This window comes from Mesorhizobium sp. P3_A8 (assembly GCF_056402995.1).
On record NZ_JBFUGI010000013.1, the window covers coordinates 89785 to 113899 of the forward strand.

20 protein-coding genes are annotated in these 24115 nt (G+C 63.7%); 11 read left to right on the top strand and 9 right to left on the bottom strand.

Translation table 11 applies throughout. The features are described 5' to 3' along the window. Window positions 1-21: 21 nt before the first annotated feature. Window positions 22-462, bottom strand: coding sequence for an Lrp/AsnC family transcriptional regulator (locus AC1DX4_RS27240; protein ID WP_477223249.1), 441 nt, complete (start codon window positions 460-462; stop codon window positions 22-24). A gap of 132 nt (window positions 463-594) precedes the next feature. Between AC1DX4_RS27240 and AC1DX4_RS27245 the strand changes: the two genes are divergently transcribed. The 7 genes from AC1DX4_RS27245 to AC1DX4_RS27275 all read left to right on the top strand — a co-directional run bounded on the left by AC1DX4_RS27245 (window position 595) and on the right by AC1DX4_RS27275 (window position 10637). Further along, the gene (locus tag AC1DX4_RS27245; RefSeq protein ID WP_477223250.1) at window positions 595-3651 is read left to right on the top strand and encodes an aminotransferase class III-fold pyridoxal phosphate-dependent enzyme; all 3057 of its coding nucleotides are present in this window, start codon (window positions 595-597) and stop codon (window positions 3649-3651) included. 122 nt (window positions 3652-3773) lie between these two features. Continuing rightward, complete coding sequence (locus tag AC1DX4_RS27250; protein WP_477223251.1) at window positions 3774-4787, top strand: amino acid ABC transporter substrate-binding protein; 1014 nt, start codon at window positions 3774-3776, stop codon at window positions 4785-4787. 221 nt (window positions 4788-5008) lie between these two features. After that, a complete protein-coding gene (locus AC1DX4_RS27255) occupies window positions 5009-6079 on the top strand; it encodes a LacI family DNA-binding transcriptional regulator (protein WP_477223252.1) in 1071 nt (356 codons plus the stop codon). A 21-nt stretch (window positions 6080-6100) separates the two neighbouring features. After that, on the top strand, window positions 6101-6847 hold the full coding sequence (locus tag AC1DX4_RS27260; RefSeq protein WP_477223253.1) for a transporter substrate-binding domain-containing protein: 747 nt from the start codon (window positions 6101-6103) through the stop codon (window positions 6845-6847). Between the two features lie 56 nt (window positions 6848-6903). Further along, window positions 6904-8553: an amino acid ABC transporter permease gene (locus AC1DX4_RS27265; protein ID WP_477223254.1), complete on the top strand. Its 1650-nt coding sequence runs from the start codon at window positions 6904-6906 to the stop codon at window positions 8551-8553. Continuing rightward, the gene (locus AC1DX4_RS27270) at window positions 8534-9937 is read left to right on the top strand and encodes a GH1 family beta-glucosidase (protein WP_477223255.1); all 1404 of its coding nucleotides are present in this window, start codon (window positions 8534-8536) and stop codon (window positions 9935-9937) included. The genes AC1DX4_RS27265 and AC1DX4_RS27270 overlap by 20 nt, the downstream gene beginning before the upstream one ends. Window positions 9938-9941: 4 nt before the next feature. Further along, window positions 9942-10637 carry an SDR family oxidoreductase gene (locus AC1DX4_RS27275; RefSeq protein WP_477223256.1) on the top strand — a complete coding sequence of 232 codons (696 nt, stop codon included), beginning with the start codon at window positions 9942-9944 and terminating at the stop codon, window positions 10635-10637. A 39-nt stretch (window positions 10638-10676) separates the two neighbouring features. Here AC1DX4_RS27275 and AC1DX4_RS27280 read toward each other — a convergent pair whose 3' ends face one another. The 6 genes from AC1DX4_RS27280 to AC1DX4_RS27305 form a co-directional block, all read right to left on the bottom strand. Continuing rightward, a complete protein-coding gene (locus AC1DX4_RS27280) occupies window positions 10677-11774 on the bottom strand; it encodes an ABC transporter ATP-binding protein (RefSeq protein WP_477223257.1) in 1098 nt (365 codons plus the stop codon). Beyond that, complete coding sequence (locus AC1DX4_RS27285; protein ID WP_477223258.1) at window positions 11761-12699, bottom strand: PfkB family carbohydrate kinase; 939 nt, start codon at window positions 12697-12699, stop codon at window positions 11761-11763. The genes AC1DX4_RS27280 and AC1DX4_RS27285 overlap by 14 nt, the downstream gene beginning before the upstream one ends. Then, window positions 12699-13721 (bottom strand): SIS domain-containing protein, encoded by a 1023-nt coding sequence (locus tag AC1DX4_RS27290; protein WP_477223259.1) that lies wholly within the window; start codon window positions 13719-13721, stop codon window positions 12699-12701. Before AC1DX4_RS27290 ends, AC1DX4_RS27285 begins: the two co-directional genes overlap by 1 nt. Further along, window positions 13718-14563: a carbohydrate ABC transporter permease gene (locus AC1DX4_RS27295; RefSeq protein WP_477223260.1), complete on the bottom strand. Its 846-nt coding sequence runs from the start codon at window positions 14561-14563 to the stop codon at window positions 13718-13720. The genes AC1DX4_RS27290 and AC1DX4_RS27295 overlap by 4 nt, the downstream gene beginning before the upstream one ends. Then, window positions 14563-15447: a carbohydrate ABC transporter permease gene (locus AC1DX4_RS27300; RefSeq protein ID WP_477223261.1), complete on the bottom strand. Its 885-nt coding sequence runs from the start codon at window positions 15445-15447 to the stop codon at window positions 14563-14565. The genes AC1DX4_RS27295 and AC1DX4_RS27300 overlap by 1 nt, the downstream gene beginning before the upstream one ends. Window positions 15448-15528: 81 nt before the next feature. Continuing rightward, complete coding sequence (locus AC1DX4_RS27305) at window positions 15529-16767, bottom strand: extracellular solute-binding protein (protein WP_477223262.1); 1239 nt, start codon at window positions 16765-16767, stop codon at window positions 15529-15531. A 220-nt stretch (window positions 16768-16987) separates the two neighbouring features. Here AC1DX4_RS27305 and AC1DX4_RS27310 point away from each other — a divergent pair, with 220 nt between their 5' ends. Then, window positions 16988-18202 (top strand): ROK family protein, encoded by a 1215-nt coding sequence (locus tag AC1DX4_RS27310; protein ID WP_477223263.1) that lies wholly within the window; start codon window positions 16988-16990, stop codon window positions 18200-18202. Between the two features lie 170 nt (window positions 18203-18372). Continuing rightward, window positions 18373-19980, top strand: a complete 1608-nt coding sequence (locus tag AC1DX4_RS27315) for an inorganic phosphate transporter (protein WP_477223264.1) — start codon at window positions 18373-18375, stop codon at window positions 19978-19980. 307 nt (window positions 19981-20287) lie between these two features. Here the strand turns inward: AC1DX4_RS27315 and AC1DX4_RS27320 are convergent, their stop codons facing one another. Then, window positions 20288-21448: a patatin-like phospholipase family protein gene (locus AC1DX4_RS27320; protein ID WP_477223265.1), complete on the bottom strand. Its 1161-nt coding sequence runs from the start codon at window positions 21446-21448 to the stop codon at window positions 20288-20290. Further along, a complete protein-coding gene (locus AC1DX4_RS27325; RefSeq protein ID WP_477223266.1) occupies window positions 21441-22229 on the bottom strand; it encodes an acetoacetate decarboxylase in 789 nt (262 codons plus the stop codon). Before AC1DX4_RS27325 ends, AC1DX4_RS27320 begins: the two co-directional genes overlap by 8 nt. Window positions 22230-22453: 224 nt before the next feature. Between AC1DX4_RS27325 and AC1DX4_RS27330 the strand changes: the two genes are divergently transcribed. Continuing rightward, a complete protein-coding gene (locus AC1DX4_RS27330; protein ID WP_477223267.1) occupies window positions 22454-23242 on the top strand; it encodes a 3-hydroxybutyrate dehydrogenase in 789 nt (262 codons plus the stop codon). Window positions 23243-23315: 73 nt separating this feature from the next. After that, window positions 23316-24071, top strand: coding sequence for a phosphodiesterase (locus AC1DX4_RS27335; RefSeq protein WP_477223268.1), 756 nt, complete (start codon window positions 23316-23318; stop codon window positions 24069-24071). Window positions 24072-24115 lie beyond the last annotated feature (44 nt).

The window sequence follows — 24115 nt, forward strand, 5'->3', positions numbered from 1 at the left end:
AATGACGGCTGCTGCGGGCACTCAAACCACTGCGCGTTCGATATCCCGGCGCAGGACGATTGCGGTTGTCAGGTCCTCGACGCCACCAAGCGTGGCAATGAGGTCGCGCACCGTGTTGAGCCTGTCGATCGACGGCACCTCGACCTCGACGATGAGATCAAGCTGGCCGCTCACCGACGACACGCGCCGGACTTCCGGATAGCGCGCCAGCTGGTCGAGAATGCCGATTGACGGCGTGCGGATCAGCGTGACCAGCAGGAAAGCGCAGACCAGTCCGGCGTCCATCTGACCGATATCGGCCCGATAGCCCCTGATGACGCCGCTCTTTTCCAGCGAGGCCACCCGCTCGCTCGTCGCGCTACGCGACAGGCCGATGCGCCCGGCAAGTGTCTTCAGCGGGATGCGGGCCTCCTTCGACAGAATGGCGAGGATGTCCCGGTCCTTGGCGTCCAGTTCTTTCATGACGTCACGCTCCCAAGCGGTTCCGTTAATGTGCCGGTCAATGCAGTCATTGTGCCGGCGCAACCGACGCTTTGCCGGATGCCCGATTTTTTGACCCATGCCAAGCTTGGACAAAGCAGATCCGGAATCCCGATGACCAACGTCTCATACCCAGCGCCTCAAGTCTCGCAGGACGAGGCCGTCAATATCGCGACGCGGCACTTCGGCATTGCCGGCAGCGTCACGCCGCTCGACAGCGAGCGCGACCGGAATTTCAAGCTGACCGCGCCGGACCATTCGCTGTGGATCCTGAAAATCGTCAACGCCAGCGAGCCACTCGTCGAGAGCGAATTCCAGACGGCATTGTTCGATCATCTCGAGCGCAACAGCCCGGGTCTCGCCGTGCCGCGTTTGAGGAAGACGGTACAGGGCGCTTCGCTCGCCCATGCCAGGGGTACGGACGGCGAGGATCATGCCGTACGCCTGGTGTCGTGGCTTCCCGGCCAACCGATGGCCGAGAGCCAGACCACTCCAGCGCTGCTTGAAAGCCTGGGCGGTGCGCTCGGCCGGCTGGACCGCGCCCTGCAGGGCTTCATCCACCCCGGCGCGTTGCGCACGTTCGATTGGGACATTCGCCAGGCGGGTGCCGCGCGGCAACGCGTCCACCACATTGATGACGAACAGGACCGCGCCCTGCTCGAACGGCTTCTCGATCATTTCGATGCCGTGGTGGCACCCCGGCTGCCGGTGTTGCGGGCGCAGGTCATCCACAACGACGCCAATGACTGGAATGTGCTCGTCGATCCAGCGATGCCCGAGCGTGTCGCAGGGCTGATCGATTTCGGCGATGCCTTGCACAGCGTGCTCATCGCCGAGGTTGCCGTTGCTTGCGCCTATGCCATCCTCGATGCCGAGGATCCGATCGGCGCCGCCGCACGGCTGGCCGCCGGATTCCATGCGGAATATCCGCTGCGGGAGGAAGAACTCGACCTGCTGTTCGACCTCATCGCGATGCGTCTCGTCACCTCCGTGACGCTGTCGGCCGCGCGCAGGGACCGTACCGCCGACAATCCCTATCTGTCGATCTCGGAGGCACCGGCCTGGCGATTGCTGCGTCGCCTGGACAGGATGAACCGGCGCTTCGCCACGGCGATCCTGCGCCAGGCCTGCGGCTTCGAGGCCGCTCCTGGTGCGCGAGCGGTGACAGGCTGGATCGCGGCAAACCGCACGCGGCTCGCGCCGGTCCTCGACCGTCATCCGGCGACGCTTGCCAAGGCGCTGGTGCCTTACGGCGATCCGCACAATCCAATGACGGTGACATCGGCGGCGCAGCAGCCCGACAGGGCCACCGCATGGTGGGATGCCTATTGCGCCGAGCATGGCGTTGCGCTCGGCATCGGCCCATGGGGCGAAGCCCGCACCGTCTACACCAGCGACATCTTCCAGTCGCGTTTCGTCGAGGGCGCGCGCCGCGCCAACCATCTCGGCCTCGACCTTTTCATGCCGGCGGGCACACCGCTTTACACGCCGCTGGCCGCCACGGTCAGAAGCGTCGAGATCGAGGAGGATCCGCTCGGCTATGGCTGCCTGGTGGCGCTTGAGCATGCGCCGCCGGGATGCCCACCTTTCGTGACCCTGTGGGGACACATGGCGCATGAGGCGGGACGAAGGCTGAAGGCCCGCGACCGTCTGGAAGCGGGCGCGCTTGTCGGCGAGATGGGCACATCAGCCGAGAATGGGGGCTGGGCGCCGCATCTGCATTTTCAGATATCGACGGATACGAGCCTTGCCGCACGCGACATTCTTGGGGTCGGCGAGGAGCGTTATCTGGACGTGTGGAAGGAACTGTTTCCGGATGCCGCCGATCTCGCCGGCATTCCGCCGGAAACCTTCCGGCAGAGCGGCCGTTCCCGCCCGGAAATCGTTGCTGCGCGCAAGGCGTCGCTGCTGCTCAATCTCTCCATCTCCTATTCCGAGCCGATCAAGTTCGTGCGCGGCGAGGGCGCCTGGCTAATCGATGACCGCGGCCGCGCCTATCTCGACTGCTTCAACAATGTCTGCCACCTCGGCCATGCCCACCCCGACGTGGTCGAGGCGATCGCGGGCCAGGCGGCCAAGCTCAACACCAACACGCGCTATCTGCACGACGCCATCGTCACCTATGCCGAACGGCTGACAGCGACGCTGCCCGCCGGCCTGTCGGTGGCATCCTTCGCCTGCTCCGGCAGCGAGGCCAACAGCCTGATGCTGCGCATGGCACGGACCCATACCGGCCGCAGCGAGGCGATCGTGCTCGACTGGGGCTATCACGGCACGACGCAGGAGCTGATCGACCTCAGCCCCTACAAATACAAGCGCAAGGGCGGCAAGGGGCGGCCGGCGCATGTGTTCGAGGCGACCATTCCCGACAGCTACCGCGCCCCTGCCGAATGGCCGGTCGGCGAACATGCAAAACGCTTTGCCGAAAGCGTCGCCGAGCAGATCGCTGAGATGACCAGGCAAGGCCGAGCGCCTGGCCTGTTCCTGGCGGAATCGATCCCCAGCGTCGCCGGCCAGGTGTTCCTGCCGGAAGGCTATCTCAGGGAAGTCTACGCGATGGTGCGCGCTGCCGGCGGCATCTGCGTGGCCGACGAAGTGCAGGTCGGCTTCGGCCGCGTCGGCAGCCATTGGTGGGCTTTCGAGACCCAGGGGGTGACACCCGACATCGTCACCATGGGCAAACCGATCGGCAACGGCCATCCGATGGCGGCCTTGGTGACGACATCAGAGATATCGGCCTCGTTCAACAACGGCATGGAGTATTTCAACACATTCGGCGGCAATCCGGTGTCCTGCGCGGCCGGGCTTGCGGTGCTCGATGTCATCGAGCGCGACGGGCTCAGGCACAATGCGCTGGAGATCGGCAACTATCTCATGGCGCGGTTCAAGGCCTTGCAGGACCGTTACGACATCATCGGCGATGTGCGCGGCCAGGGCCTCTTCCTCGGCATCGAACTGGTCGAGGACCGCAAGACCAAGGCGCCGGCGACAGCACTTGCCCGCCGCATCAATGACGGGGTGAGGGCACGCGGCGTGCTGATCGGCACCGAGGGACCGCATGACAATGTCTTGAAGATGCGCCCACCGATGATCTTCAGCCGGGCCAATGCCGATCACCTAGTCGGCGTTCTCGACGAGACGCTGGCGGCGGTTCTGGCGGAAGGGGCTTAGGGCAGATTCCTCGCTCCGCCTCGGCGGCGCGCAAGCAGACTTAACAACAGCGATTTTCAGGAACTTCCGGCGCTTCACGCGCCGGCGGCAGGAGAGGCTTTGCCTCATCAAGGGAGGAAACCATGAGACATGCAATCATAACTGCGCTCTTGCTCGCATCGGCCACAATGGCCTTGCCGGCGAAGGCGGATACATTCGACATCGTCAAGCAGAGAGGCTCGATCCTGTGCGGCGTCAGCCAGGGCGTGGCGGGTTTTTCGGCGCCCGACGACGAGGGCAAATGGAGCGGCTTCGACATCGATTTCTGCCGCGCGGTTTCCGCTGCGGTTTTCGGTGATCCCGACAAGGTGAGCTACGTCGCGCTGTCGACCAAGGAGCGCTTCACGGCGCTGCAGGCGGGTACCGTCGACGTCCTGTCACGTCAGTCGACCTGGACCTTGTCGCGCGACACCGGCTTGGGCATCCATTTTGTCGGCGCCGCCTATTATGACGGCCAAGGTTTCATGGTGCACAAGAACCTCGGCGTCGACAGCGCGCTCAAGCTTTCGGGCGCCACAGTCTGCGCCGAACAAGGCACGACCACCGAACAGAACGTCGCCGACTATTTCACCGCCCACAACATTAAATACGAGGCGGTCGTCATCGATTCCGCCGACAGCATCATCAAGGCGTTCGATAGCGGCCGCTGCGACGTCTACACCACCGACGCCTCGGCGCTTTACGCGCAGCGCCTGAAGCTGACCGATCCTGCCGCTTTCACGGTGCTGCCCGAGATCATCTCGAAGGAGCCGCTCGGTCCGGCCGTCCGCAAGGGCGACGACAAATGGTTCGACATCGTGCGCTGGACGCTGTTCTCGCTGATCGAGGCGGAAGAGGAGGGCATCACGCAGGCCAATGCGGAAGCCTCGCTGAAGTCGCAGAACCCGACGATCCGCCGGTTCCTCGGTGTCGAGGGCGACAACGGCAAGCAGCTCGGGCTCGACGCTGCCTTCGCCTACAACATCGTCGCCAAGGTCGGCAATTACGGCGAGATGTTCGAACGCAATCTCGGCCAGTCCAGCCAGTTGAAGATCGCGCGCGGCATCAATGCGCTGTGGAACGCCGGCGGCCTGATGTACGCGCCACCGGCGCGCTGAAACCTGAATGCCGAACGCCTGTTGGCGTCGGCAGGAGGCGGTGTCTCCGGGCTCTTTGGCCGACCCTGTTCCCCTGACCGGCGGGGCGGTGATGTGTGCATCATCGCCCCCGCCGCCGTTTCAATCTTGTATGGAATGATGGCTATAAAAACGTTTTTATTGTTCTTGAAAACGTTTTTATCCGATGCTATGGATGTTGACCTAAGGGATAGCGACCATCCATGGCAGAGAACACGAAATCTGAAGGCCGAGTGCTTTCGCCGACGATCAAGACATTGGCGGCCCACACCGGTTTTTCGATCGCTACTGTTTCAAAGGCCCTGCACGGTTCGCCCGTGGTTGCGCAGCAGACCAGGGACGCCATCGTCGCCGCCGCGCGGCATCTGGGTTATCAGGCGAACACCCGAGGCATGGCGCTGAGGACCGGCAAGACCTATCGGGCGGCTGTGCTGATGCCGATAACGTCCGCGGCCGGCTATGAATGGGACGGCGTTGAATACACACAGATCCTGAGCGGCATAAGCCAGTCGCTGGAAAACAGCGACTATCAGCTGTCCGTGCACGGTTTCCGGGATTTCGGCGACGCCTTCGACACGGCGCGGCGCATCGTCGACCAGAGCGCGGCCGACGGCCTGGTCTTTTCCGGCGTGCAGGCCGACGATCCTCGCATCGACATGCTGGTCGAACGCGATTTTCCATTCGTGTCGCTCGGCCGCTGTCGCAAGCCGCTCACCTATGCCCATGTCGATGTCGACAATGAATGGGCGGCGTTCACCGCCACGGCGCGGCTGATCGCGGGCGGACATAGACGTATCGCCCTGATCAACGCAGATCGCCGTCTATCCTACGCCCTGGACAGGATCGACGGATTCTCGCGTGCGTTTGACGAGGCGGGGCTTGCCGCATCCATGGACCTTGTGGCCGACGGCGATCTGTCGACCCGCTTCGGCCGTGACAGCGCGCTCAGGCTTCTTCGCCTGCCCAGCCCACCGACGGCTTTGGTGTGCATCAACGAATCCACCACGCTCGGCGTCCTGTCGGCGCTGGGCAGCCTTGAGCGGCGGGTCGGGGTGGATGTCGACGTCATCGCCTATGACGACATCAACGTCAGCGCCTACTTCACCCCGCCGATCACGACATTCTACCAGCCAATCGAACTCCTCGGCCGCAAGCTCGGCGAGTTTCTGCTGCGGCGCATGGCGGGCGAAGACCCGGCAAAGCTCACCATGGTCTCGAGGCCCGAGCTCATCGGCCGGCAGCCGGACAATCTCGGCGGACGCAACCGCCGCTAATCATCAAATGGGAGGAAGAGCATGAAGAAGATCCTGATCGGACTTGCGCTGGCGCTGTTGACGGCCGGCACTGCCGGCGCCGCCGACCTCGGCGGCAAGGTGCTGAAGGTGGGTTCCGACACCACCTCGCCGCCGATGGAAAGCGTCGACACGGCGACCGGCCAGATCGTCGGTTTCGATGTCGATGTGATCAAGGCGGTCTGCGGCAAGATCAACTGCAAGGCTGAATTCGTCACCACCGGCTGGGACGGCATTTTCGCAGCCCTCGACCAGGGCAGTTTCGACTTGGTCGCCTCCGGCGTCTCCATCACCAAGGAACGCAAGAAGGCGATGGATTTCTCGGACCCCTACATCATCAACAGCCAAGCTGTCCTCATGCGCGTGGAAGACGAGGGCCTGTCCATCGATGATTTCAAGGCGAAAGGCAAGAAGCTCTCGGCGCAAGCCAACACCACCGATTCGCAGGTCGCCGAAGGCATTGTCGGCAAGGACAATGTGGTCGCGTATGACAGCTTCGCGGCCTCCGTCATCGCGCTGAAGAACAAGGATGTGGACGGCGTTGTGATCAACGGCGCCAACGCCTCCGCCTATGAAAAGGAATTCGCGGGCGAACTGGTGGTGCCGATCAGGAACCTTCAGTCCGATCCGCTGGGGCTGGTCTTCCGCAAGGGCGACGAGAATGTCGCCGCTTTCAATGAAGGACTGAAGGCGATCAAGGCCGATGGCAGCCTCGATGCGCTGATCGCCAAATACTGGGGCGCAAAATAGCGGCTTGAACGCTCCGGCGCCTGGCGCCGGAGCATTCACTAGGGAGACGGGACCGGATGCAGTTTCTGATGCGCCTGCGACCGAGCAATCTGATCATCGTCGCGGCATTGCCGTTCATCGTCTATCTCTTTGCTTCGTCGGTGAACTACCAGCGCTCGCTTCGCGCCATCCTCGGCGTGGAGAACGGCTCTTCGGCCTTTGTGCCTGGCTTCCTGACGCTGGCCGTCGCCTTTGTCGCCGGCCTTGCCGTGGTCGTGTTCTCGCGCGCTTCGTCGCGGTCGCCTCGTCTTGCGGCGGTTGCCGCCGGGGCCAATCTTGCCGCCGCGGTGGTGCTGGCGACAACCGGTCTGGTCTATCCCTTTGTGGCATCGGTCGTGGCGAACGCTGTCGATCCGTTCACCTCCGATCTGGTGGTTCAGGGCGTCACGCCGCGCCGATTGACGGATGCCGCCGACATCATGGTGAGCGGCGAGGCCACACTCGTGTTGCGCGTATATCTCGGCCTCACGGTCGTGATGCTCGGCGCGTTCTTCATCACCGCCCGTAACGGGACCGGCAACGTGATGCACCGTTTTACCCGCCTTGCGCTTGCGGCGGTGAACGGCGCCGGGCTGGTCTTCATCCTGCTTTTCGCGCATATCGCATTCGCGGCGGGTGTTGCGACGACGATCCGCGCGGCCGTCGCGGCCTACCTGCTGGCGGCAATGATGGGACTGCTCTGGGTTGGGCTGCTCAAGCTCAAATACAGCTGGCGGGCAGACCTGACCTGCATCGCGGCAACCATCCTCATGATCTGTGCCGCAGCATGGTTCCTGCTTCAGCCGCGCGACAGTTATGTGCTCGTGGGGTCTCTCGCCGGCAAGGTCGCGGTCACAACCGGCACGCCATCCGGGATCCTCGGCGCCGTCCGCTACGGGCAATTTCCCGGTGGCCCCGATACCGATGTGCCGCTGCGAACCTTTCGTGGCCCACCGGAAGCGATCGATGCGATCGGCAAGATCCCCGATGTCAGTGCAGCGCTTGTGCCGGTCGCAACAGCGCCGGGCAGGCTGCCCGTGCTGTGGCAAACGGAGGCGCTGAACGATCGCGACAAGGCGTTCGGCATCACGCTCGCGGTGCTGGCGATCGTGCTTGGCCTGCTGACCTTCGGCGGCCATATCCACCGCAGACATCCACTCTCGATCGGGTCGGAATTCATCGTCGACACGATCCGTGGCATTCCGATGCTGGTTATCGTTCTCTATGTCGGCCTGCCGCTCGCCGGCGCGCTCAAGGATGCGACGCAGGGCGTGGTCGATCCGCCGAACCTGGTGCGCGGCATCGTCGCCATGGCGCTCGCCTATTCGGCCTATCTCGCCGAGATATTCCGCTCCGGCATCAATGCCATTCCCGCGGGTCAGATCGAGGCGGCACACAGCCTCGGCCTCAATGGTTGGCGTACCGCCCGGCTGGTCGTGCTGCCGCAGGCCTTCCGCATCATCATCCCGCCGCTCGGCAACGAACTGATCGCCATCCTCAAGGACACGTCGCTGCTTTCGATCCTGTCGATCCGCGACATCACGCAGCGTATGCGGGAATTCCAGTCGGCAAGTTTCCTGCCGTTCGCGCCCTACAACTCAGCCGCCATCTTCTACATTTTCCTGACGCTGGCCGCGGCAAGCCTCGTCAGCACCATCGAGAGAAAATATGACATCAAGCATCGATAATGCACGCCGGACCCTCAACGCCCGCGCCTGCGGGCTGGCCTTTCCGCAAGGCTTCGTGTTCGGCGCCGCGACCGCGGCCTATCAGATCGAGGGCGCGCCTGACGCGGATGGCAAAGGCGAAAGCATCTGGGACCGGTTCTGCCGCGTTCCCGGTGTGATCATCGACGGCTCCAGCGGCGATGTCGCCTGCGACCACTATCATCGCTGGAAGGAGGATATCGCCGTGCTCAAGGCGCTCGGCCTTGGTGCCTATCGTTTCTCTCTGGCATGGACGCGACTTCTTGCCGAGGGTCGGGGCGAAGCCAACGCCAGAGGCATCGCCTTTTACGACCGGCTGATCGACGACCTGCTTGAAGCCGGCATCGAGCCCTATGCAACGCTCTACCACTGGGATCTACCGCAGGCGCTGCAAGACCGTGGCGGCTGGTACAACCGCGAAACCGCCACCGCCTTTGCCGACTATGCCGGGCTTGCCGCCCGCAGTTTCGGCGATCGCGTCAAGAAATGGACGACGCTCAACGAGCCCTGGACCTTCTGCTGGTCAGGACATGCGACCGGCGAGGACGCGCCGGGATTGCGGGACGGCGTGAAAGGCGGTGTGGCCGCCAGCCATCATGCCTTGCTGGGGCATGGCCTGGCTGTTCCCGTCATCCGGGCCGAGGTGGCCGACGCCTCGGTTGGCGTCGTTTTCGATCTCAATGTGGCGGAAGCTGCCACCGACGATCCGCGCGATATCGCGGCGACACGGCGTTTCGACGGCGCCCAGAACCGCTGGTTTCTCGATGCCGTCTTCAAGGGCGCATACCCGCAGGACATGCTGGCGCTCTACGGCGATCTGTTGCCGCCGATCCGTGCGCAGGACAACGAGATCATCGCCGCGCCGGTGGACTATCTGGGCATCAACATCTACCGCCGCTCGGTGATCGCCGCTGGTGACGAACTCGCGCCGCTCAGCTATCGACGGGTGCAACCGGAAGGCATCTATTCCGCTGTCGATTACGAAATCTGGCCGCGTTGCATGTACGACATCCTGCACTATGTGAACGATCGCTATGCGCCGCCGGCGATCTACATTTCCGAGAACGGCGTCGCCACGACGCCGGAAAAGGTTGGCGAAGACGGGCATGTCTGGGATGATTTGCGTGCCGCCTATTATGTCGACCATCTCGAGCAGGTGGCCAAGGCGGCAGCCGAGGGCGTGCCGGTGTGCGGCTATTTCGCCTGGACACTGACCGACAATTTCGAATGGGCGTATGGCTATACGACGCCCTTCGGCATCACCCATGTCGATTTCGCCACGCAGCAGCGCCGCATCAAATATTCCGGCGAGGTCTACTCCATGATTGCACGGCAGGAGACCGTGCCGGTCGCCAAGAGCGCCTGAGTTGGTGGGAGACGGGCAAGGCGGCCGCACGGTCCTCATAACGGGCGCCGGGCGCGGGCTCGGCCGCGAGCTGGCACGGCAATACGCCCAGCATGGCTGGCACGTGATCGCGTGCGGGCGAACGCTGCCAGTGCAAGGTTTCGAAGATGGAATCGAGTTCCAGCCGCTCGATGTCGCCGATCCGGCTTCCATCTCCGACCTTGCCGTGCGTCTCGCCGGCAGGCCGCTGGATGTGCTCGTCAACAACGCCGCCATCCGCAGCGACATCCCAGGCCTGCACAGTTTCGCCCCGGATGAATTCCTGAAGCTCATGGCGACGAACACGCTCGGCCCGCTGTTGCTGGCGAGGGCGCTGCAACCGAACCTGGTCGCGGGGCGTATGCGGACCATCGCCAATATCGGCAGCCGCGCCGGCTCGATGGCGGAAGGGCTGCTCGATGACTATGACGACGACTATGCCTATCGCTGCTCGAAGGCAGCGCTCAACATGGTCTGCGCCCAGCTGGCGCAGGATTTGCGCGTCGACGGGATAAATGTGTTGTCGCTGCATCCGGGCTGGGTGAAGACCGATATGGGCGGCGATCAGGCGGTGCTGGCGGTCGAGGACAGTGCGCGGGGCCTGCGCACGGTCATCGACAACGCAACGCTTGGGGATAGCGGCTCATTCCAGACATTCGACGGCATACATATCGGGTGGTAGCCGAAGGGTCCCTGTCCATGCCGAATATCCCTCCGGATCTTAACGCGGCGCGGCCGCTGCCGACAGGGCTTTGCCTGTCGAGGGGTCGAACAAGCGAAGTGCTGTCTCATCGAAGGTGAGGCTGTGCTTTTCGCCCTTGGCGACCCGAGACCTTGGCGGCAGGCAGGCCGTCAGCCGCTGCGTGCCGATCCGGGCCGTGGTGACCAGTTCGGGGCCGGTCAGTTCGACAACCTCGATCTCCACGGGCAGTGACAAATCCGTCGCGGCGCCGGTCGCGACGCGAAGCGCTTCCGGCCTGATACCGACGACCACCGGAGCGCCTTCGCTCGCCGCGTTCGCATAGCGTGCCGGCAGAGGGATCCGCACATCGGACTCGGCAATGGCCAGCTTTCCCTCAGCGATCACCGCCTGCAGCATGTTCATCGACGGCGCACCGACAAAGCCGGCGACATAGAGCGTCGCCGGGTCGTTGTAGATCTCCTCGGGCGTGCCAAGCTGCTCGATCCTGCCGTCGCGCATCACAGCGATGCGTGTCGCCAGCGTCATCGCCTCGATCTGGTCGTGGGTGACATAGACGACGGTGGTCTGCAGCATCTGGTGCAGCCGTTTCAACTCGGTGCGCATTTCCAGGCGCAGCTTGGCGTCGAGATTGGACAAAGGCTCGTCGAAGAGAAAAACCTGCGGCTTGCGCACCAGCGCCCTGCCGATGGCGACGCGCTGACGCTGGCCGCCGGAAAGCTGGCTCGGCTTGCGGTCGAGCAAGGCCTCGATCTGCAGCAATCTTGCCGCCTCGTTCACCGCCTTTTCGCGCTCGTCGGCGGCGACGCCGCGCATCTCCAGCCCGAAGCCGATGTTGCGGCGCACGGTCAGGTTCGGATAGAGCGCGTAGGACTGGAAGACCATGGCGATGTCGCGGTTCTTGGGATGGACGCCAAGGATCGAGCGGCCGCCGATCAGCACATCGCCGCTCGTCGCTTCGGCCAAGCCGGCGATGATGTTGAGCAGCGTCGATTTTCCGCAGCCGGACGAGCCGAGCAGCACCAGGAACTCGCCGCTCTGCAGCGCGATGTCGATGCCTTTCAGCGTTTCGACGCTGCCGTAGTTCTTGCGGACGTTGCGGATTTCAAGCGCGCTCATGCATGGATCCCTCGAACTGCATCGGCCCGCCATAGTTGCGGGGCAGAGTGGAAATGGCGCGCGACGCCACCTGCGTCGCGGTATTCAGCGAGGCCGTCAGCGTCTGGTCCTGCGCCAGAGCGGCCAGGAAGGCCGCATTGAAGACATCGCCGGCGCCGATCGTGTCGACGACGCGGACATCGGGCGCCACGGCTTCGACAAGCGCTCCGTCCGGACCGATGGCGATAGCGCCGCGCGGGCCGCGCTTGACGACGAAGGTCGCGCCTTGCCGCATGCTGGAGCGGATCGCGCGCGCGGCCTCCTCCGGGCTTGGCATTCCCGCCAGGGTCACCGTCTCGACTTCGTTGAACAGCGCCAACGCGCAACGTGAAAGCCAAGAGCGCGTCGATGCGCAGTTGGCCTCGGTCCAGCCATCGATCGGCCAGCCGGTGTCGAGTGCCACGGCAATGCCGTGGCTGTCCGCCCAGTCGAAGAAGGCATCATAGTTGCGGGTGAGATCCTCGGTCAGGAAAGAGCCGCACAACAGCGCGTAACCGCTGGAGAGCGCGCTGCCGTCGAGAACCGACAAGACGTCGGCGAGGTTGAAGCGCGGCAGGTGCCCGCGCGTGGTGAAGAAGGTGCGTTCGCCATCCGGGTGGGTCATGCCCACGGACAGTGTCGTGCCTTCGGGTCGGACCGGCCAGGTATCGGCGCGATGGCCAAAAGCCTCGCGCAGCCAATGGCCGAACTGGTCGTCGCCGACATTGGCCGCGATCTCGAAATCGACGCCCAGCGCCTGCCAGGCAAGTCCGGTGTTGCCGGCCTGTCCACCAACGCGCAATTCATCATGGTCGACGACGGTTTCCGTGCCCGCCTTCGGCCATGGCTCGACGGGACCGACGATCAGGTCGACATTGACGTTGCCGATCACAGCAAGCGGACGCATCACTCGCTCCTGGTGATCTTGGTGGAGCGCACAGGCGTGCCGGCATTGTCGACACGGCTGTCGGCGAAGGCGATCATCAGGCGCTGCGCCACCGGCAGCATGGCGAAGACGGCGGCGAGACCCGAAGCCGGCTTAAACGATAGCGTGATGGCACCGGCGACGGGCGATTGCCCTGACGCGTCGAAGATGACGAGGGGTGCGCCCGCCTCGACGACGGAGGTGGCCATGGCGGTCACCAGTTCCGCCGTGGGGTCGTTGCCGCGAAACAGGATGACGCCGATCTTTTGGCCGAGCATCTCCATCGGCCCATGCCGCAACTGGCCGCCCTCGAGCGAAAAGCAGGGCAGCCGCGACAGTTCGGTAAGACCAAGCGCCAGCGCTTCGGCAACGCCTTGCAGGCGGCGGCCGGAGGTGACGATGGTCGAGACCTTCTCCAGTGCCGCGAGTGCCTGTGTGATGTCGTTGTCCTGTGGTTGATCCAGTGCCTCAAGTGCTGCGTTCGGGTCTTCGCCCAGCGCGGCCAGGATGGCCAGGTGCAAGGCGAAGGTCACGGTCAGGCTGCGGGTGGCGGCGAAGGCCAGTTCGGTGCCGCCGGCGCCGATCAGGCAAGGCGCTGTGCGCGCCAGGAACGAGCCGCCTTCGAGCGTCAGGCCGAAGACATCGGCAGCGCTGCCGGCCTCCGCAAACCACCGGACGACCTCGGCGCTCTCGCCCGACTGGGAGGTAACGAGTACCGTCTTGCCGTTCAGCGGCACCGGCTGGCCGAGCTGTTCGGAGAGCGGCAGCGCCAGCGCATCGATGCCGAGGGCACGGTAAAACGGCTCGATGGCGCGCCCGACCGCATGCGAGCCACCCATGCCGAGCAGCAGCAGACGGCCGGTCTTCCTGATCGAGGCCGCGACTTCAACCGCCATGGCAGCGTTGTTCTCGAACGAAGCACGCGCATCGGCATGCTGGCGCGCCATTTCGCGGTCGATGGCGAGCAGCCCCGCCGGTCGAACTTTTGTTGCAGTCATCGTCATCCTTTCACACCGCCGCTGGTCAGGCCCGAAATCAGCGCGCGCTGCATGACCAAGCCGATCAGCACCGGCGGCAAAGCGGCGAGCACGCCTGCGGTGGCGATCAGCCCGTAGTCGGACACACGGCCGCCGGCCAAATCGGCAATGGCGACGGTCAAGGTCTTGGCGCGCTGGTCGGAGGTGAACAGCAGCGCATAGAAGAATTCGTCCCAGGCGAGCAGCACGGCAAACAGCGCCGATGTCGCCATCACTGGTGCGGCCAGTGGCAGCGTGATGATGCGCAGCGTCTGGAACAGGCCGGCGCCGTCGATCATCGCCGCCGCCTCGATCTCGCGCGGGATGGAGTCAAAGCCGGACTTCATCAACCAGGTGGTGAAGGGCGCCAGTATGGTCAGATAGACCAACGCCAGGCCGAAGACATTGTTGAGCAAGCCGAGATGCGACAGGCCCATATAAAGCGGCACGGCGAGCGCCACCGGCGGCAGCATGTAGGTGGCGATGACCATCGACAGCGACCAGCCGATCGCCGGTGTGCGCGAGACCGCCCAGCCGGCGGGGATGGCCAGAGCGAGTGCCGCCAGCGTCGCCATGCCTGATATCTCCAGGCTGTTGCGCAGCGACGAGGTGAAGGCAGCGCCGGCGCTGTTTTCGGCTGTCGACAGCAATGTCTGGTAGCGCGAGAAGTCCGCAACCTGCGGCCACCAGCGCAGCGGCTTGGCGGCGAGATCGGCGGCCGGTGAAATGCTCATGATGAACAGCCAGGCGATGGGCGCCAGGATGATGGCGGCCAGCAGCAGCGCGCAGGCATAGATGAAGATGGTGAAGGCGGGGCTCCTGCGTTCCATCAGGCGGCACTCCCGGCGGTCTTCCTCACCAGTGCCGCATAGGCGACGGCGAGTACGGTGACGAGCAAGGTGACGATCAGCGCCAGCGACGCGCCGGAGCCGGCGCGCTGGAAGGAGAAGGCTTCCTGGTAGACGAGGATCGACAGCGTGCGTGTGCTGTTGGCCGGGCCGCCGCGGGTCATTACCCAGATGATGTCGAAGACCTTGAAGGCCTCGATGGTGCGCAGCACCAGCGCCACCATCAGCGGGCCGGCAAGATAGGGCAGGATGACGAAGCGGAAACGGTTGAAAGGTCCCGCACCATCGACGAGCGAAGCGGCGGTGATATCGCGCGGCACCGCCTGCAAGGCGGCGAGCGCAATCAGTGCCACCAGCGGGAAATTCTTCCAGCAGTCGGCGACGATCAGCGCCGCCAGCGCAGTCCCCGGCTCACCCAGCCAGGAGCGGTAGGCGTCGATGAGATGCAGTTGCGTCAAGGCGGCGTTCAGGGCGCCATATTCGGGATTGTAGATCAGCCGCCACAGCGTGGCGTTGACCACGGTCGGCAGCGCCCATGGCAATATCATCAAGGCGCGCAGGACGGCGCGGCCGTGGAACTGCTGATTGAGCAGCAGGGCCGCGAGAACGCCGATCACCATTTCGGCGGCAACCGAAATCACCGCGAACAGCGTCGTGGTGACCAGCGTGCGCGAGAAATTCGGGCTCGACAGCATGTTGGTGTAATTGTCGAAGCCGACGTAATTACCGCTGGTGCCGACCAGCCTGGCGTCGGTGAAGGACAGGTTGACCGTATCGACTAACGGCCAGCCGATGACGGCGACCATGACCACGAGCAGCGGCAGCATCAGCAGCCACGCGCGGGTCGTCATCCAGGTGCTCGACATCGGAGCAGCCTCTCTTCATTCATGGTGATTTCGGACATAGCACGGGCGGCACTGGGCCGCCCGTAATCGGAGAACAATGCCTCAGAGGCCGCTGTTCTTGGCGGCCGTGTTCAGGGCATCCTCAGGCGAGGACTGGCCGAGCAGCGATTCCTGGATCGCCTGCTGCAGCGCGGTCGACAGCTCCTGGTATTTCGGCGTGGTCGGACGCGGATACATGGCGGCCAGACCGAGCTTGGCGGCGGCGATCAGCTCTTCCTGGCCCTTGGTGACCGCCGGGTCGTCATAGGACGAGGCCCAGATCGGCAGCGAGAGCTTGGCATATTGGTTCTGCGTCGCCTGCGAGGTCATGAAGGCGATGTATTTCCAGGCTTCGTCCGGATGCTTCGAGACCGCGGTGACGCCGAGGCCCATCGAGCCGTTGACGGCCGACACGTCGCTGATGCCCGTGACGCCCGGCGCCGGCACGACGCCGACCTTGCCCACGACCTTCGAGTCCTTCGGATCGTTGGCCATATTGTACATGTAGGTCCAGTTCAGCGCGAAGGCGGCGTCGCCGTTCTCAAAGACCTTGCGCACGTCCTCTTCCAGGAATTCCTTGGAATTCGGGTTGGTGAGGCCGGATTTGTAGCTGTCGACCATGTATTTCAGCGCCGAGAGGCCGCCGCCATTCTGGAAGTCCGGCTTGCCGTCCTTGAGGAAGTCGCCGCCATAGGCGCTGACCAATGTGGCGTAGTCGCAGATCGCCGCTTCGGCCTGCGACCAGCTCCAGGCGATCGGCGTCTTCAGCAGGCCCTTGTCCTGGATGATCTTGGCCTGTGCGCCGAGCTCTTCCCAAGTCTTCGGCGGCGCCTTGATGCCGGCCTTTTCCAGGATTTCCTTGTTGTAGAACAGGTATTTGGTGTCGAGGATCCAGGGCATGCCGTAGTACTTGCCGTCATACTGGACCGTGGTCCAGGCGCCGGGCAGCACGCCCTTCTTCATGTCGTCGGTGATCTTCGACGAGACGTCGACCAACACCTTGTTGGTGGCGTATTCGGCCGGCCAGATGACGTCGAACAGCACGACGTCGTAGCCGCCGCCCGAGCCTTGCGCGAGCACGGTCTTGTCGTGCAGGCCTTCATAGGGAACGAATTCGAGATTGACCTTGACGTCCGGGTTGGCCTTGGTGAAGGCATCCGTCATGGCGCGGACATCGGCCTCGCTGTAGGCAGCCTGCGCCATGAAGAGCGCGTTGAGCGTCGTTTCGGCGAAGGCGTGGGGGACGAGCAGTCCTCCCGCGAAGACCGCGCCGACCAGTGTTTTGGTGATTGTCTTAAGCATCTACTTCTCCCATTTCCGGCGTTGATGGGCCGGCGATGCCGATATTTCGCATCGCCTTCCCGGATCCATGTCGCGTGACCTGATGGTTACCCGGCTGACCAGTGGCGACAGGCTGGGAGCCTTTGCCATCTTATTCTGGGTCATTCGGTTTGCATTAAGTCAACTCGCTTGACTTAATTAGTCGATCAATATTCTAATGGAGTCAAGAGGGGAAACGCCGGTGGACGACATCAGCCCGATCCGCGCCAAAAGCGGCACCAATCAGGAAGGCACCAGCGCGCACAACCGCCGGGTCATGATCGAGGCGTTGCGTCTCAATGGCGCGCTGTCGCGTGCCGACCTGGCGCGGGCGACGCAGCTCACCAAGCAAGCCGTTTCCAACATTATCGAGGATCTCGAAAGCGATGGCCTGGTTGTCGCGCTCGATGCGGTACGCAAGGGCAGGGGGCAACCCTCGACGCCGTACAGGCTGGTGCCCGAAGGCGCCTTCGCCATCGGCCTGCATATCGACCGTCACCTGACACGGGCGGTCGCCGTCGACCTGATGGGCAGCGTGCTGGCGCGGGCCGAGGCGAACCTGCCTTTCGATGAGCCGTCGACGGGCGTCGAGATCATCCTTGAGCTGATCGCTGGTGTCCGTCGCGACCTGGCCAGCATTTCGGCCCAGTCGGAAAAACGGCTGGTCGGTCTCGGCGTTGCCATGCCCGGACCTTTCGGACTGAAGGATTCGGACGACAAATGGATGATGCCGGCCTGGCAAAAATTTCCATTGCTGGAGACGCTGGCCAAAGGCACGGGACTGAATGTCGGCCTGCAGAACGATGCCGCCGCCTGCGCCACGGCGGAGCGCATCGTCGGCGCCGCGCATGGAGTCGATCACGCGGTCTGCCTTTATGTCGGCTACGGCATCGGCGCCGGGCTGATCCTCAATGGCGAACTCTACAGCGGCGGCCACGGCAATGCCGGCGAAATCGGCATGGCGCTGCTGGCGCCGGCCGGCCCCGGTTCGACGCCGCTCGAGCACCGCGCGTCGCTGGCCTCGCTGTACCAGCATCTCGGCCTCAACCCGGCCGACAGCGACATCTACGAACAGATGAACGCCCTGGTGCTGGCCGAGAATCCCGGGATGATGGCCTGGATCGATGGGGCGGCGCATGATCTGCGCTGGAGCGTGCATCTCATCGAAACGATCTTCGATCCGCAGACCGTGATCCTGACCAGCGGCGCGCCGGAAGCGCTGGCGCGCCGGCTTGTCGAGGCGATGCATCCGCTGCTGCCGTCGATCGCCGACCGGCCGGGCCGGAACCTGCCGCGCCTGCAACTCGGCACCACCGACCCTTGGTCGATCGCGCTCGGCGCGGCCGCGGCGCCGATCAGCCGCGCCTTCGATCCGCTGTTCTCGGCGATCCTGAAGACAAGCCCTGGTCCGCTGTAGCAGCGTCGAAGACCTAAAAGTACGTCGCGTCGACCGGCGCGTAGTTCATCCAAACCCGAAGTCACCTTTGGGCGACATGCATTAAAGCCGGCTGTCGTCGTCACACAGGGTTCATCGACCGGACATAGCGTCTTTCTCAGTTCTTTGCTGCAATGCAATAGGAGTGGGACATGGTGGACATAATTTCCAGTGAGGCGGGCATTCCGAGACCGGATCATCCGCTGGATAGTTCGGGCAGCGCCAAGTGGTTCCTGCCGGCCTTCGGCGTGCTGGTTCTGGTCGGCGTGGTCTATGTCGGTTACGCGTTGAGCCAGGATCTGGCGGTGGCCAAGACCGTGCCGTGGATCCTGCTCGGCATCGCCTTGCTGATCGCGCTCGGCTTCGAATTCGTCAACGGTTTCCACGACACCGCCAATGCGGTGGCGACCGTCATCTACACGCGCTCCCTGCCGGCCGAATTCGCCGTCATGTGGTCCGGCGCCTTCAATTTCCTTGGCGTTCTCACCTCCAGCGGCGCGGTCGCCTTCGGCATCCTGTCGCTGCTGCCGGTCGAGCTGATCCTGCAGGTCGGCTCCTCCTCCGGCTTTGCCATGGTGTTCGCGCTGCTGGTCGCTGCCATCCTGTGGAATCTCGGCACCTGGTTCCTCGGCCTGCCGGCGTCGAGTTCGCACACGATGGTCGGCTCGATCATCGGCGTCGGCCTCGCCAACCAGTTCATGGCGGCCGGCAGCGCCACCAGCGGCGTCGACTGGTCGCAGGCGACCAATGTCGGTGTGACCTTGCTGGTGTCGCCGATCATCGGCTTCTTCGCTGCCGCCATCCTGCTCTATGCAATGAAGCTTCTGGTGCGCAATCCGGCGCTCTACGAAGCTCCGAAGGGCAACGCTCCGCCACCCTGGTGGATCCGAGCCCTGCTGATCTTCACCTGCACCGGGGTCAGCTTCGCGCATGGCTCGAATGACGGCCAGAAAGGCATGGGCCTGATCATGCTGATCCTGATCGGCGTCGTGCCGACGGCCTATGCGCTCAACCGTACGCCCGACATCAACTATCTCGAAGCCTACAAGTCGGCTTCGGTCAGCGTCGAGACCGCGTTGGGCAAATACGTCAAGCCCGGTGTCACCATTGCCGATGCGAAGGCCGCAAAGGCGACCGTCCAAGATGCCGTGCGCACGAGGACCTGGAGCGATCAGACGACAGTCGCGCTGCAGACCTACATCCACAACACGACCGCTTCGCTGGGGCCGTATCCATCCGTCGAAACGGTGCCGACCGATCTGGTCAGCAATGCCCGTAACGACATCTACCTGATCGGCGAGGCGCTCAAGCTGATCGACAAGAAGCAGTTGCTGCCAATGGAGGCCGCCGATCTCAAGGCGGTGACTGACTATCACAAGGCCGTCGACAACGCGACGAAGTTCATCCCGATCTGGGTGAAGGTCGCCGTGGCCCTGGCGCTTGGCCTCGGCACCATGGTCGGCTGGAAACGCATCGTCGTGACCGTCGGCGAGAAGATCGGCAAGAGCCACCTGACCTATGGCCAGGGTGCGGCGGCAGAGCTCGTCGCCATGGTGACCATCGGCATGGCAGACCGGCTCGGTCTGCCGGTGTCGACAACCCATGTGCTGTCGTCGGGCGTCGCCGGAACGATGGCCGCCAACGGCTCGGGCCTGCAATGGTCGACAGTGCGCAACCTGCTGCTGGCCTGGGTGCTGACCCTGCCATGCTCGATCACGCTCGCCTTCGTGCTGTTCATCATCTTCCGCCAGGTGTTCTGAGCGGGGCGCAAGAACTCTCAAACAAAAGGCAGCGCCGGTCGCCGGCGCTGCCTTTTTCTTTGTGAGCTATTTGGAGCGCTAGCGGGACAGCACCCCCCTCTGTCCTGCCGGACATCTCCCCCGCAAGGGGGGAGATTGGCAGCTTGACCGTCAGCACCAATCTTTCAACGCTGGTAATTAGCGAAAGCAGGCGAGACATCCGATCTCCCCCCTTTGCGGGGGAGATGTCCGGCAGGACAGAGGGGGGTGTGAAGGAACTCGACGGTGCCTGGTATGGACAGGGTCCTTCGATATTCCTTGCCTGACCTTAAGTCGGATCCTCGCGGTGCAGATCGTGGATGGCAACGCCATCGACATTGGTCGGCATCGTCAGCCATTTGCGATGGCGCAAGGTGCGCTGCGTGTCTTCCAGGCCTGTCTCCCAATGCTCGCGCATCGAAGTGCCGGAGAATTCATAGTCCTTGGCATGCCCCTCATAGCCTTTGTGCTGGTAGATGAGGTGCACGATGTTGACGATGCCGGCATCGGAATAGTCGGCGATCAGCGCTTCTTCCGCCGGCGTCAGCTGCTCCTTCGGCACGCGCTTGAGCGCATCGAGCAGCCGCATCTTCAGGCTATGGATGCGCTTGAAATTGTCGGTGTTCTGGCGCGTGCGGCTGGAATACATGATGTCCTTGTGGCGCGACAGCACGTCCGGCATGCTGCGCGGCAGGACGCCACGGGCGCTGAACAGGTCGACCTGGAACACGAGGGAAGAACGGTCTTCGTCCTGGTCGAGCAGATACTGCAGCGGTGTGTTGGAGACGATGCCGCCGTCCCAGTAATATTCGCCTTCGATGCGGACCGACGGAAAGGCCGGCGGCAGCGCGCCGCTGGCCATGATGTGCTCGGGTCCGATGCGCACCTTCTCGGTATCGAAATAGACGAAATTGCCGGTGCGGACATTGACCGCGCCAACGCTCAGCCGCTTCTTGCCGTCGTTGAGGATATCGAAGTCGATCAGGCTCTCGAGCGTGTCCTTCAGCTCGGCCGTGTCGTAAAAGCTGGTCGCACCCTCCGCGCCTTGCGGCTCGAACCAGGGATTGGGATTGCGCGGCTTGAAGAAGCCGGGCTGGCCCATGGCCATCGTCATCCACGACGAGGTGCGGTTGCGGATGTCGCGGTAGATGTCGCCTTCAGGCGTATAGGACCAGATCTTGCGGCCCGAGATGGTCTGCCAGAACTCTTCCAGCCGCTGCAGGCGGCGGCTCGGCTCATTGCCGGCGATGATCGAGGCGTTGATCGCGCCGATCGAGACGCCGGACAGCCAGCTCGGCTCGCAGCCGGCATCGGCCAGCGCCTGGTAAACGCCGGCCTGATAGGCGCCGAGCGCGCCGCCACCCTGGAAGACCAGGGCGATGCGGTCGTACTGCGCCGAGATCTCCGCGATCGTGGCGGCTGCTTCCTTGTTTCGGTTGCGCTCAAGCACGAATTTTCTCCGGCTGGGTTGTGCTGGTTGTGAGCCGGCTGTGCTCGCTGAGATAGTCGTGCACGACCTCGCCCAAGCCAAGCGTCAGGTCGGCTTTGAAGTGGACGGCGGAGACGATGTCGAGCACCGGCAGCTTCCCCACGTCGGCCATCACATGGGGCCTGAGATCAAGCGCCGCCGGCGCCGTCCAGGCTTCCTTCAGCGTGATGTCGGTAAGGTAATAGCGCACCAGTTCGCAGATGCGCGGCGTGCCGTCGACATGCGGGATGATCTTGATCAGGAAATTGGGAGCGGCGAGCGCTGCGAGCACGGAATCGTGGTCGGCTTCCCGGTGCTTGTAGCCCATCGTGCCGGTGGCGCACAGAACGCTGCCATAGTGCAGCGTACCGACGATCACCTCGCCTTCATGGACGATCTTGGGGTTGGCCAGCTTCTTGGGGAAACCCCAGAGCTCGCGGCCGCCAGCGATCGGCGCGTCGTCGTCGAGATACATCGAATGGACGTAGCCGCCATGCTGGCCCTTATACTTCACCGGGATGACCTGGCCGGTCTCGGTGTAGTCGCCGAAGCCGGTTGAATCAGGCATGCGGATGAATTCATACTTGACCAACGGCTCGTCGATCTCCAGCGGCGCCGGCACCACGGCTTCGAGCGCCTCGCGCGTCGTGCGATAGGTGATGATGATGTATTCGCGGTCGAAGAAACGATATGGCCCGGGCGGGAAAGACGGATTGGTCAGCGGCATCGCATAGGCGCGCTTCACGACATCGGCGATTTCCAAGCTTCTCACCCACTGGTTCAGGAACGATCCATACGAGACGTGCAGGAGGATTATGTTGCACGGCAGCATGACAGTGCCATGTCACGCCGCGCCAATGCCAGCTTCAAGGCGCTCGGAAAGGATCACAACATTGTAATCGCAATGACATATGGTCATGCCATTGTTATGTTGCGGTGCACAAACCATGTGTGCCAACAGTTCCCTCACCTGTCGCGAGATCTCCCATGGGTTCCCTATCTTCGAAGAATGCGCTCGTCACCGGCTCGACCAGCGGTATCGGCCTGGCCATCGCTCGCGCCTTTGCCGCCGAAGGCGCCAACGTCACCATCAATGGTCTCGGTGACCCGGCGGCCATCGAGCAGGAGCGCGCCGGTATCGAGAAGGATTTCGGCGTCAAGTGCCGCTACTCCGACGCCAACATGATGGACGGTGCCGCGGTGAGCGCCATGGTGCATGACGCCGAGGCGGCGTTCGGCAGTCTCGACATCTTGGTCAACAATGCCGGCATCCAGCACGTCGCGCCGATCGAGGAGTTTCCCGACGACAAATGGGAAGCCATCATCCGCATCAATCTTCTGGCCGCCTTCTATGCCATCAAGGCGGTGGTGCCCGGCATGAAGGCACGCAAATGGGGCCGCATCATCAACACGGCATCGGCGCATGCGCTGGTCGCCTCGCCGTTCAAGTCGGCCTATGTCTCGGCCAAGCACGGCATTGCCGGCCTGACCAAGACTGTGGCGCTCGAAACCGCGCAGGACGGCATCACCGTCAACGCCATCGCGCCGGGCTATGTCTGGACGCCGCTGGTCGAAAAGCAGATCCCCGACACGATGAAGGCGCGCGGCATGACCGAAGAGCAGGTCAAGCACGACGTGCTCTTGGCCGCACAGCCGACGAAGGAATTCGTCACCGTCGAGGAACTTGCGGCGCTGACGCTGTTCCTGTGTTCGGATGCGGCCAGGCAGATCACCGGCACGACCTTGCCGATGGATGGCGGCTGGACGGCACAGTAGAGGGTCCATCGAGGCGTTCCATTTGTCCGCCGGTGCCGCCAGGTGCCAGCGGGAAAACACTGCGGTCAGGTCCATGAAAATTATCCAGCTCTCCGATCCGCATCTGATGACGCCGGGTGGCCTTCTCTATGGCTCAGATCCGCTGACAAGGTTGGAGGCCTGCCTTGCCGACATCGGCAAGAACCATGCGGATGCCGAACTGGTGGTGATCTCAGGCGACCTGACCAATGACGGCGAGCGCGCCGCCTATGCGGCGTTACGGGAGAGGCTGGCGCAATTTTCTCCGCCCTGCCGGCTGATGCTCGGCAACCACGATGACCGGGCGTTGTTTTTCGAGATGTTCCCGGAGGCTGCCACCGAGCGCGGGTTCGTGCAGAGCGTGTTCGACGGCAGCGAGGGCCGCCTGATCCTGCTCGACACGCTGGACAGCGGCCATGTCGAGGGCAGGCTTTGCGCGGCCCGGCTCGAATGGCTGGATGAAAAGCTCGGGGAAGCGCGCGGCCCGGTCTTCCTGTTCATGCATCACCCGCCTTTCCGCATACACATGCCGGTGCTCGACGAGGTCAGGCTCGCCGACGCCGATGCCTTCCACGACGTTCTGTCGCGCCATGGCAATGTCGGCCACATCTTCGCCGGCCACGTCCATCGGCCGATCGCCGGCAGCTGGCGCGGCATACCGGTCAGCACGCTGCGCAGCACCAACCATCAGACCGCACTCGATTTTTCGCAGAGCTGGAGCCTGGGCCACGAGCCGCCGGCCTATGCCGTGATCTTCATCGATGCGGATGGGGTGATCGTGCATTTCCACGATTTTCCCGTCGCCGGCTAATGCATATGCCGCCAACAGGATCAGGGCGCTGACCCGCCATTCCA

What these genes read in the sequence shown, in the direction of transcription:
- AC1DX4_RS27240 (WP_477223249.1), bottom strand. Translation starts at nt 462, where the DNA reads ATGAAAGAACTGGACGCCAAGGACCGGGACATCCTCGCCATTCTGTCG.
- AC1DX4_RS27245 (WP_477223250.1), top strand. Translation starts at nt 595, where the DNA reads ATGACCAACGTCTCATACCCAGCGCCTCAAGTCTCGCAGGACGAGGCC.
- AC1DX4_RS27250 (WP_477223251.1), top strand. Translation starts at nt 3,774, where the DNA reads ATGAGACATGCAATCATAACTGCGCTCTTGCTCGCATCGGCCACAATG.
- AC1DX4_RS27255 (WP_477223252.1), top strand. Translation starts at nt 5,009, where the DNA reads ATGGCAGAGAACACGAAATCTGAAGGCCGAGTGCTTTCGCCGACGATC.
- AC1DX4_RS27260 (WP_477223253.1), top strand. Translation starts at nt 6,101, where the DNA reads ATGAAGAAGATCCTGATCGGACTTGCGCTGGCGCTGTTGACGGCCGGC.
- AC1DX4_RS27265 (WP_477223254.1), top strand. Translation starts at nt 6,904, where the DNA reads ATGCAGTTTCTGATGCGCCTGCGACCGAGCAATCTGATCATCGTCGCG.
- AC1DX4_RS27270 (WP_477223255.1), top strand. Translation starts at nt 8,534, where the DNA reads ATGACATCAAGCATCGATAATGCACGCCGGACCCTCAACGCCCGCGCC.
- AC1DX4_RS27280 (WP_477223257.1), bottom strand. Translation starts at nt 11,774, where the DNA reads ATGAGCGCGCTTGAAATCCGCAACGTCCGCAAGAACTACGGCAGCGTC.
- AC1DX4_RS27285 (WP_477223258.1), bottom strand. Translation starts at nt 12,699, where the DNA reads ATGCGTCCGCTTGCTGTGATCGGCAACGTCAATGTCGACCTGATCGTC.
- AC1DX4_RS27290 (WP_477223259.1), bottom strand. Translation starts at nt 13,721, where the DNA reads ATGACGATGACTGCAACAAAAGTTCGACCGGCGGGGCTGCTCGCCATC.
- AC1DX4_RS27295 (WP_477223260.1), bottom strand. Translation starts at nt 14,563, where the DNA reads ATGGAACGCAGGAGCCCCGCCTTCACCATCTTCATCTATGCCTGCGCG.
- AC1DX4_RS27300 (WP_477223261.1), bottom strand. Translation starts at nt 15,447, where the DNA reads ATGTCGAGCACCTGGATGACGACCCGCGCGTGGCTGCTGATGCTGCCG.
- AC1DX4_RS27305 (WP_477223262.1), bottom strand. Translation starts at nt 16,767, where the DNA reads ATGCTTAAGACAATCACCAAAACACTGGTCGGCGCGGTCTTCGCGGGA.
- AC1DX4_RS27315 (WP_477223264.1), top strand. Translation starts at nt 18,373, where the DNA reads ATGGTGGACATAATTTCCAGTGAGGCGGGCATTCCGAGACCGGATCAT.
- AC1DX4_RS27330 (WP_477223267.1), top strand. Translation starts at nt 22,454, where the DNA reads ATGGGTTCCCTATCTTCGAAGAATGCGCTCGTCACCGGCTCGACCAGC.
- AC1DX4_RS27335 (WP_477223268.1), top strand. Translation starts at nt 23,316, where the DNA reads ATGAAAATTATCCAGCTCTCCGATCCGCATCTGATGACGCCGGGTGGC.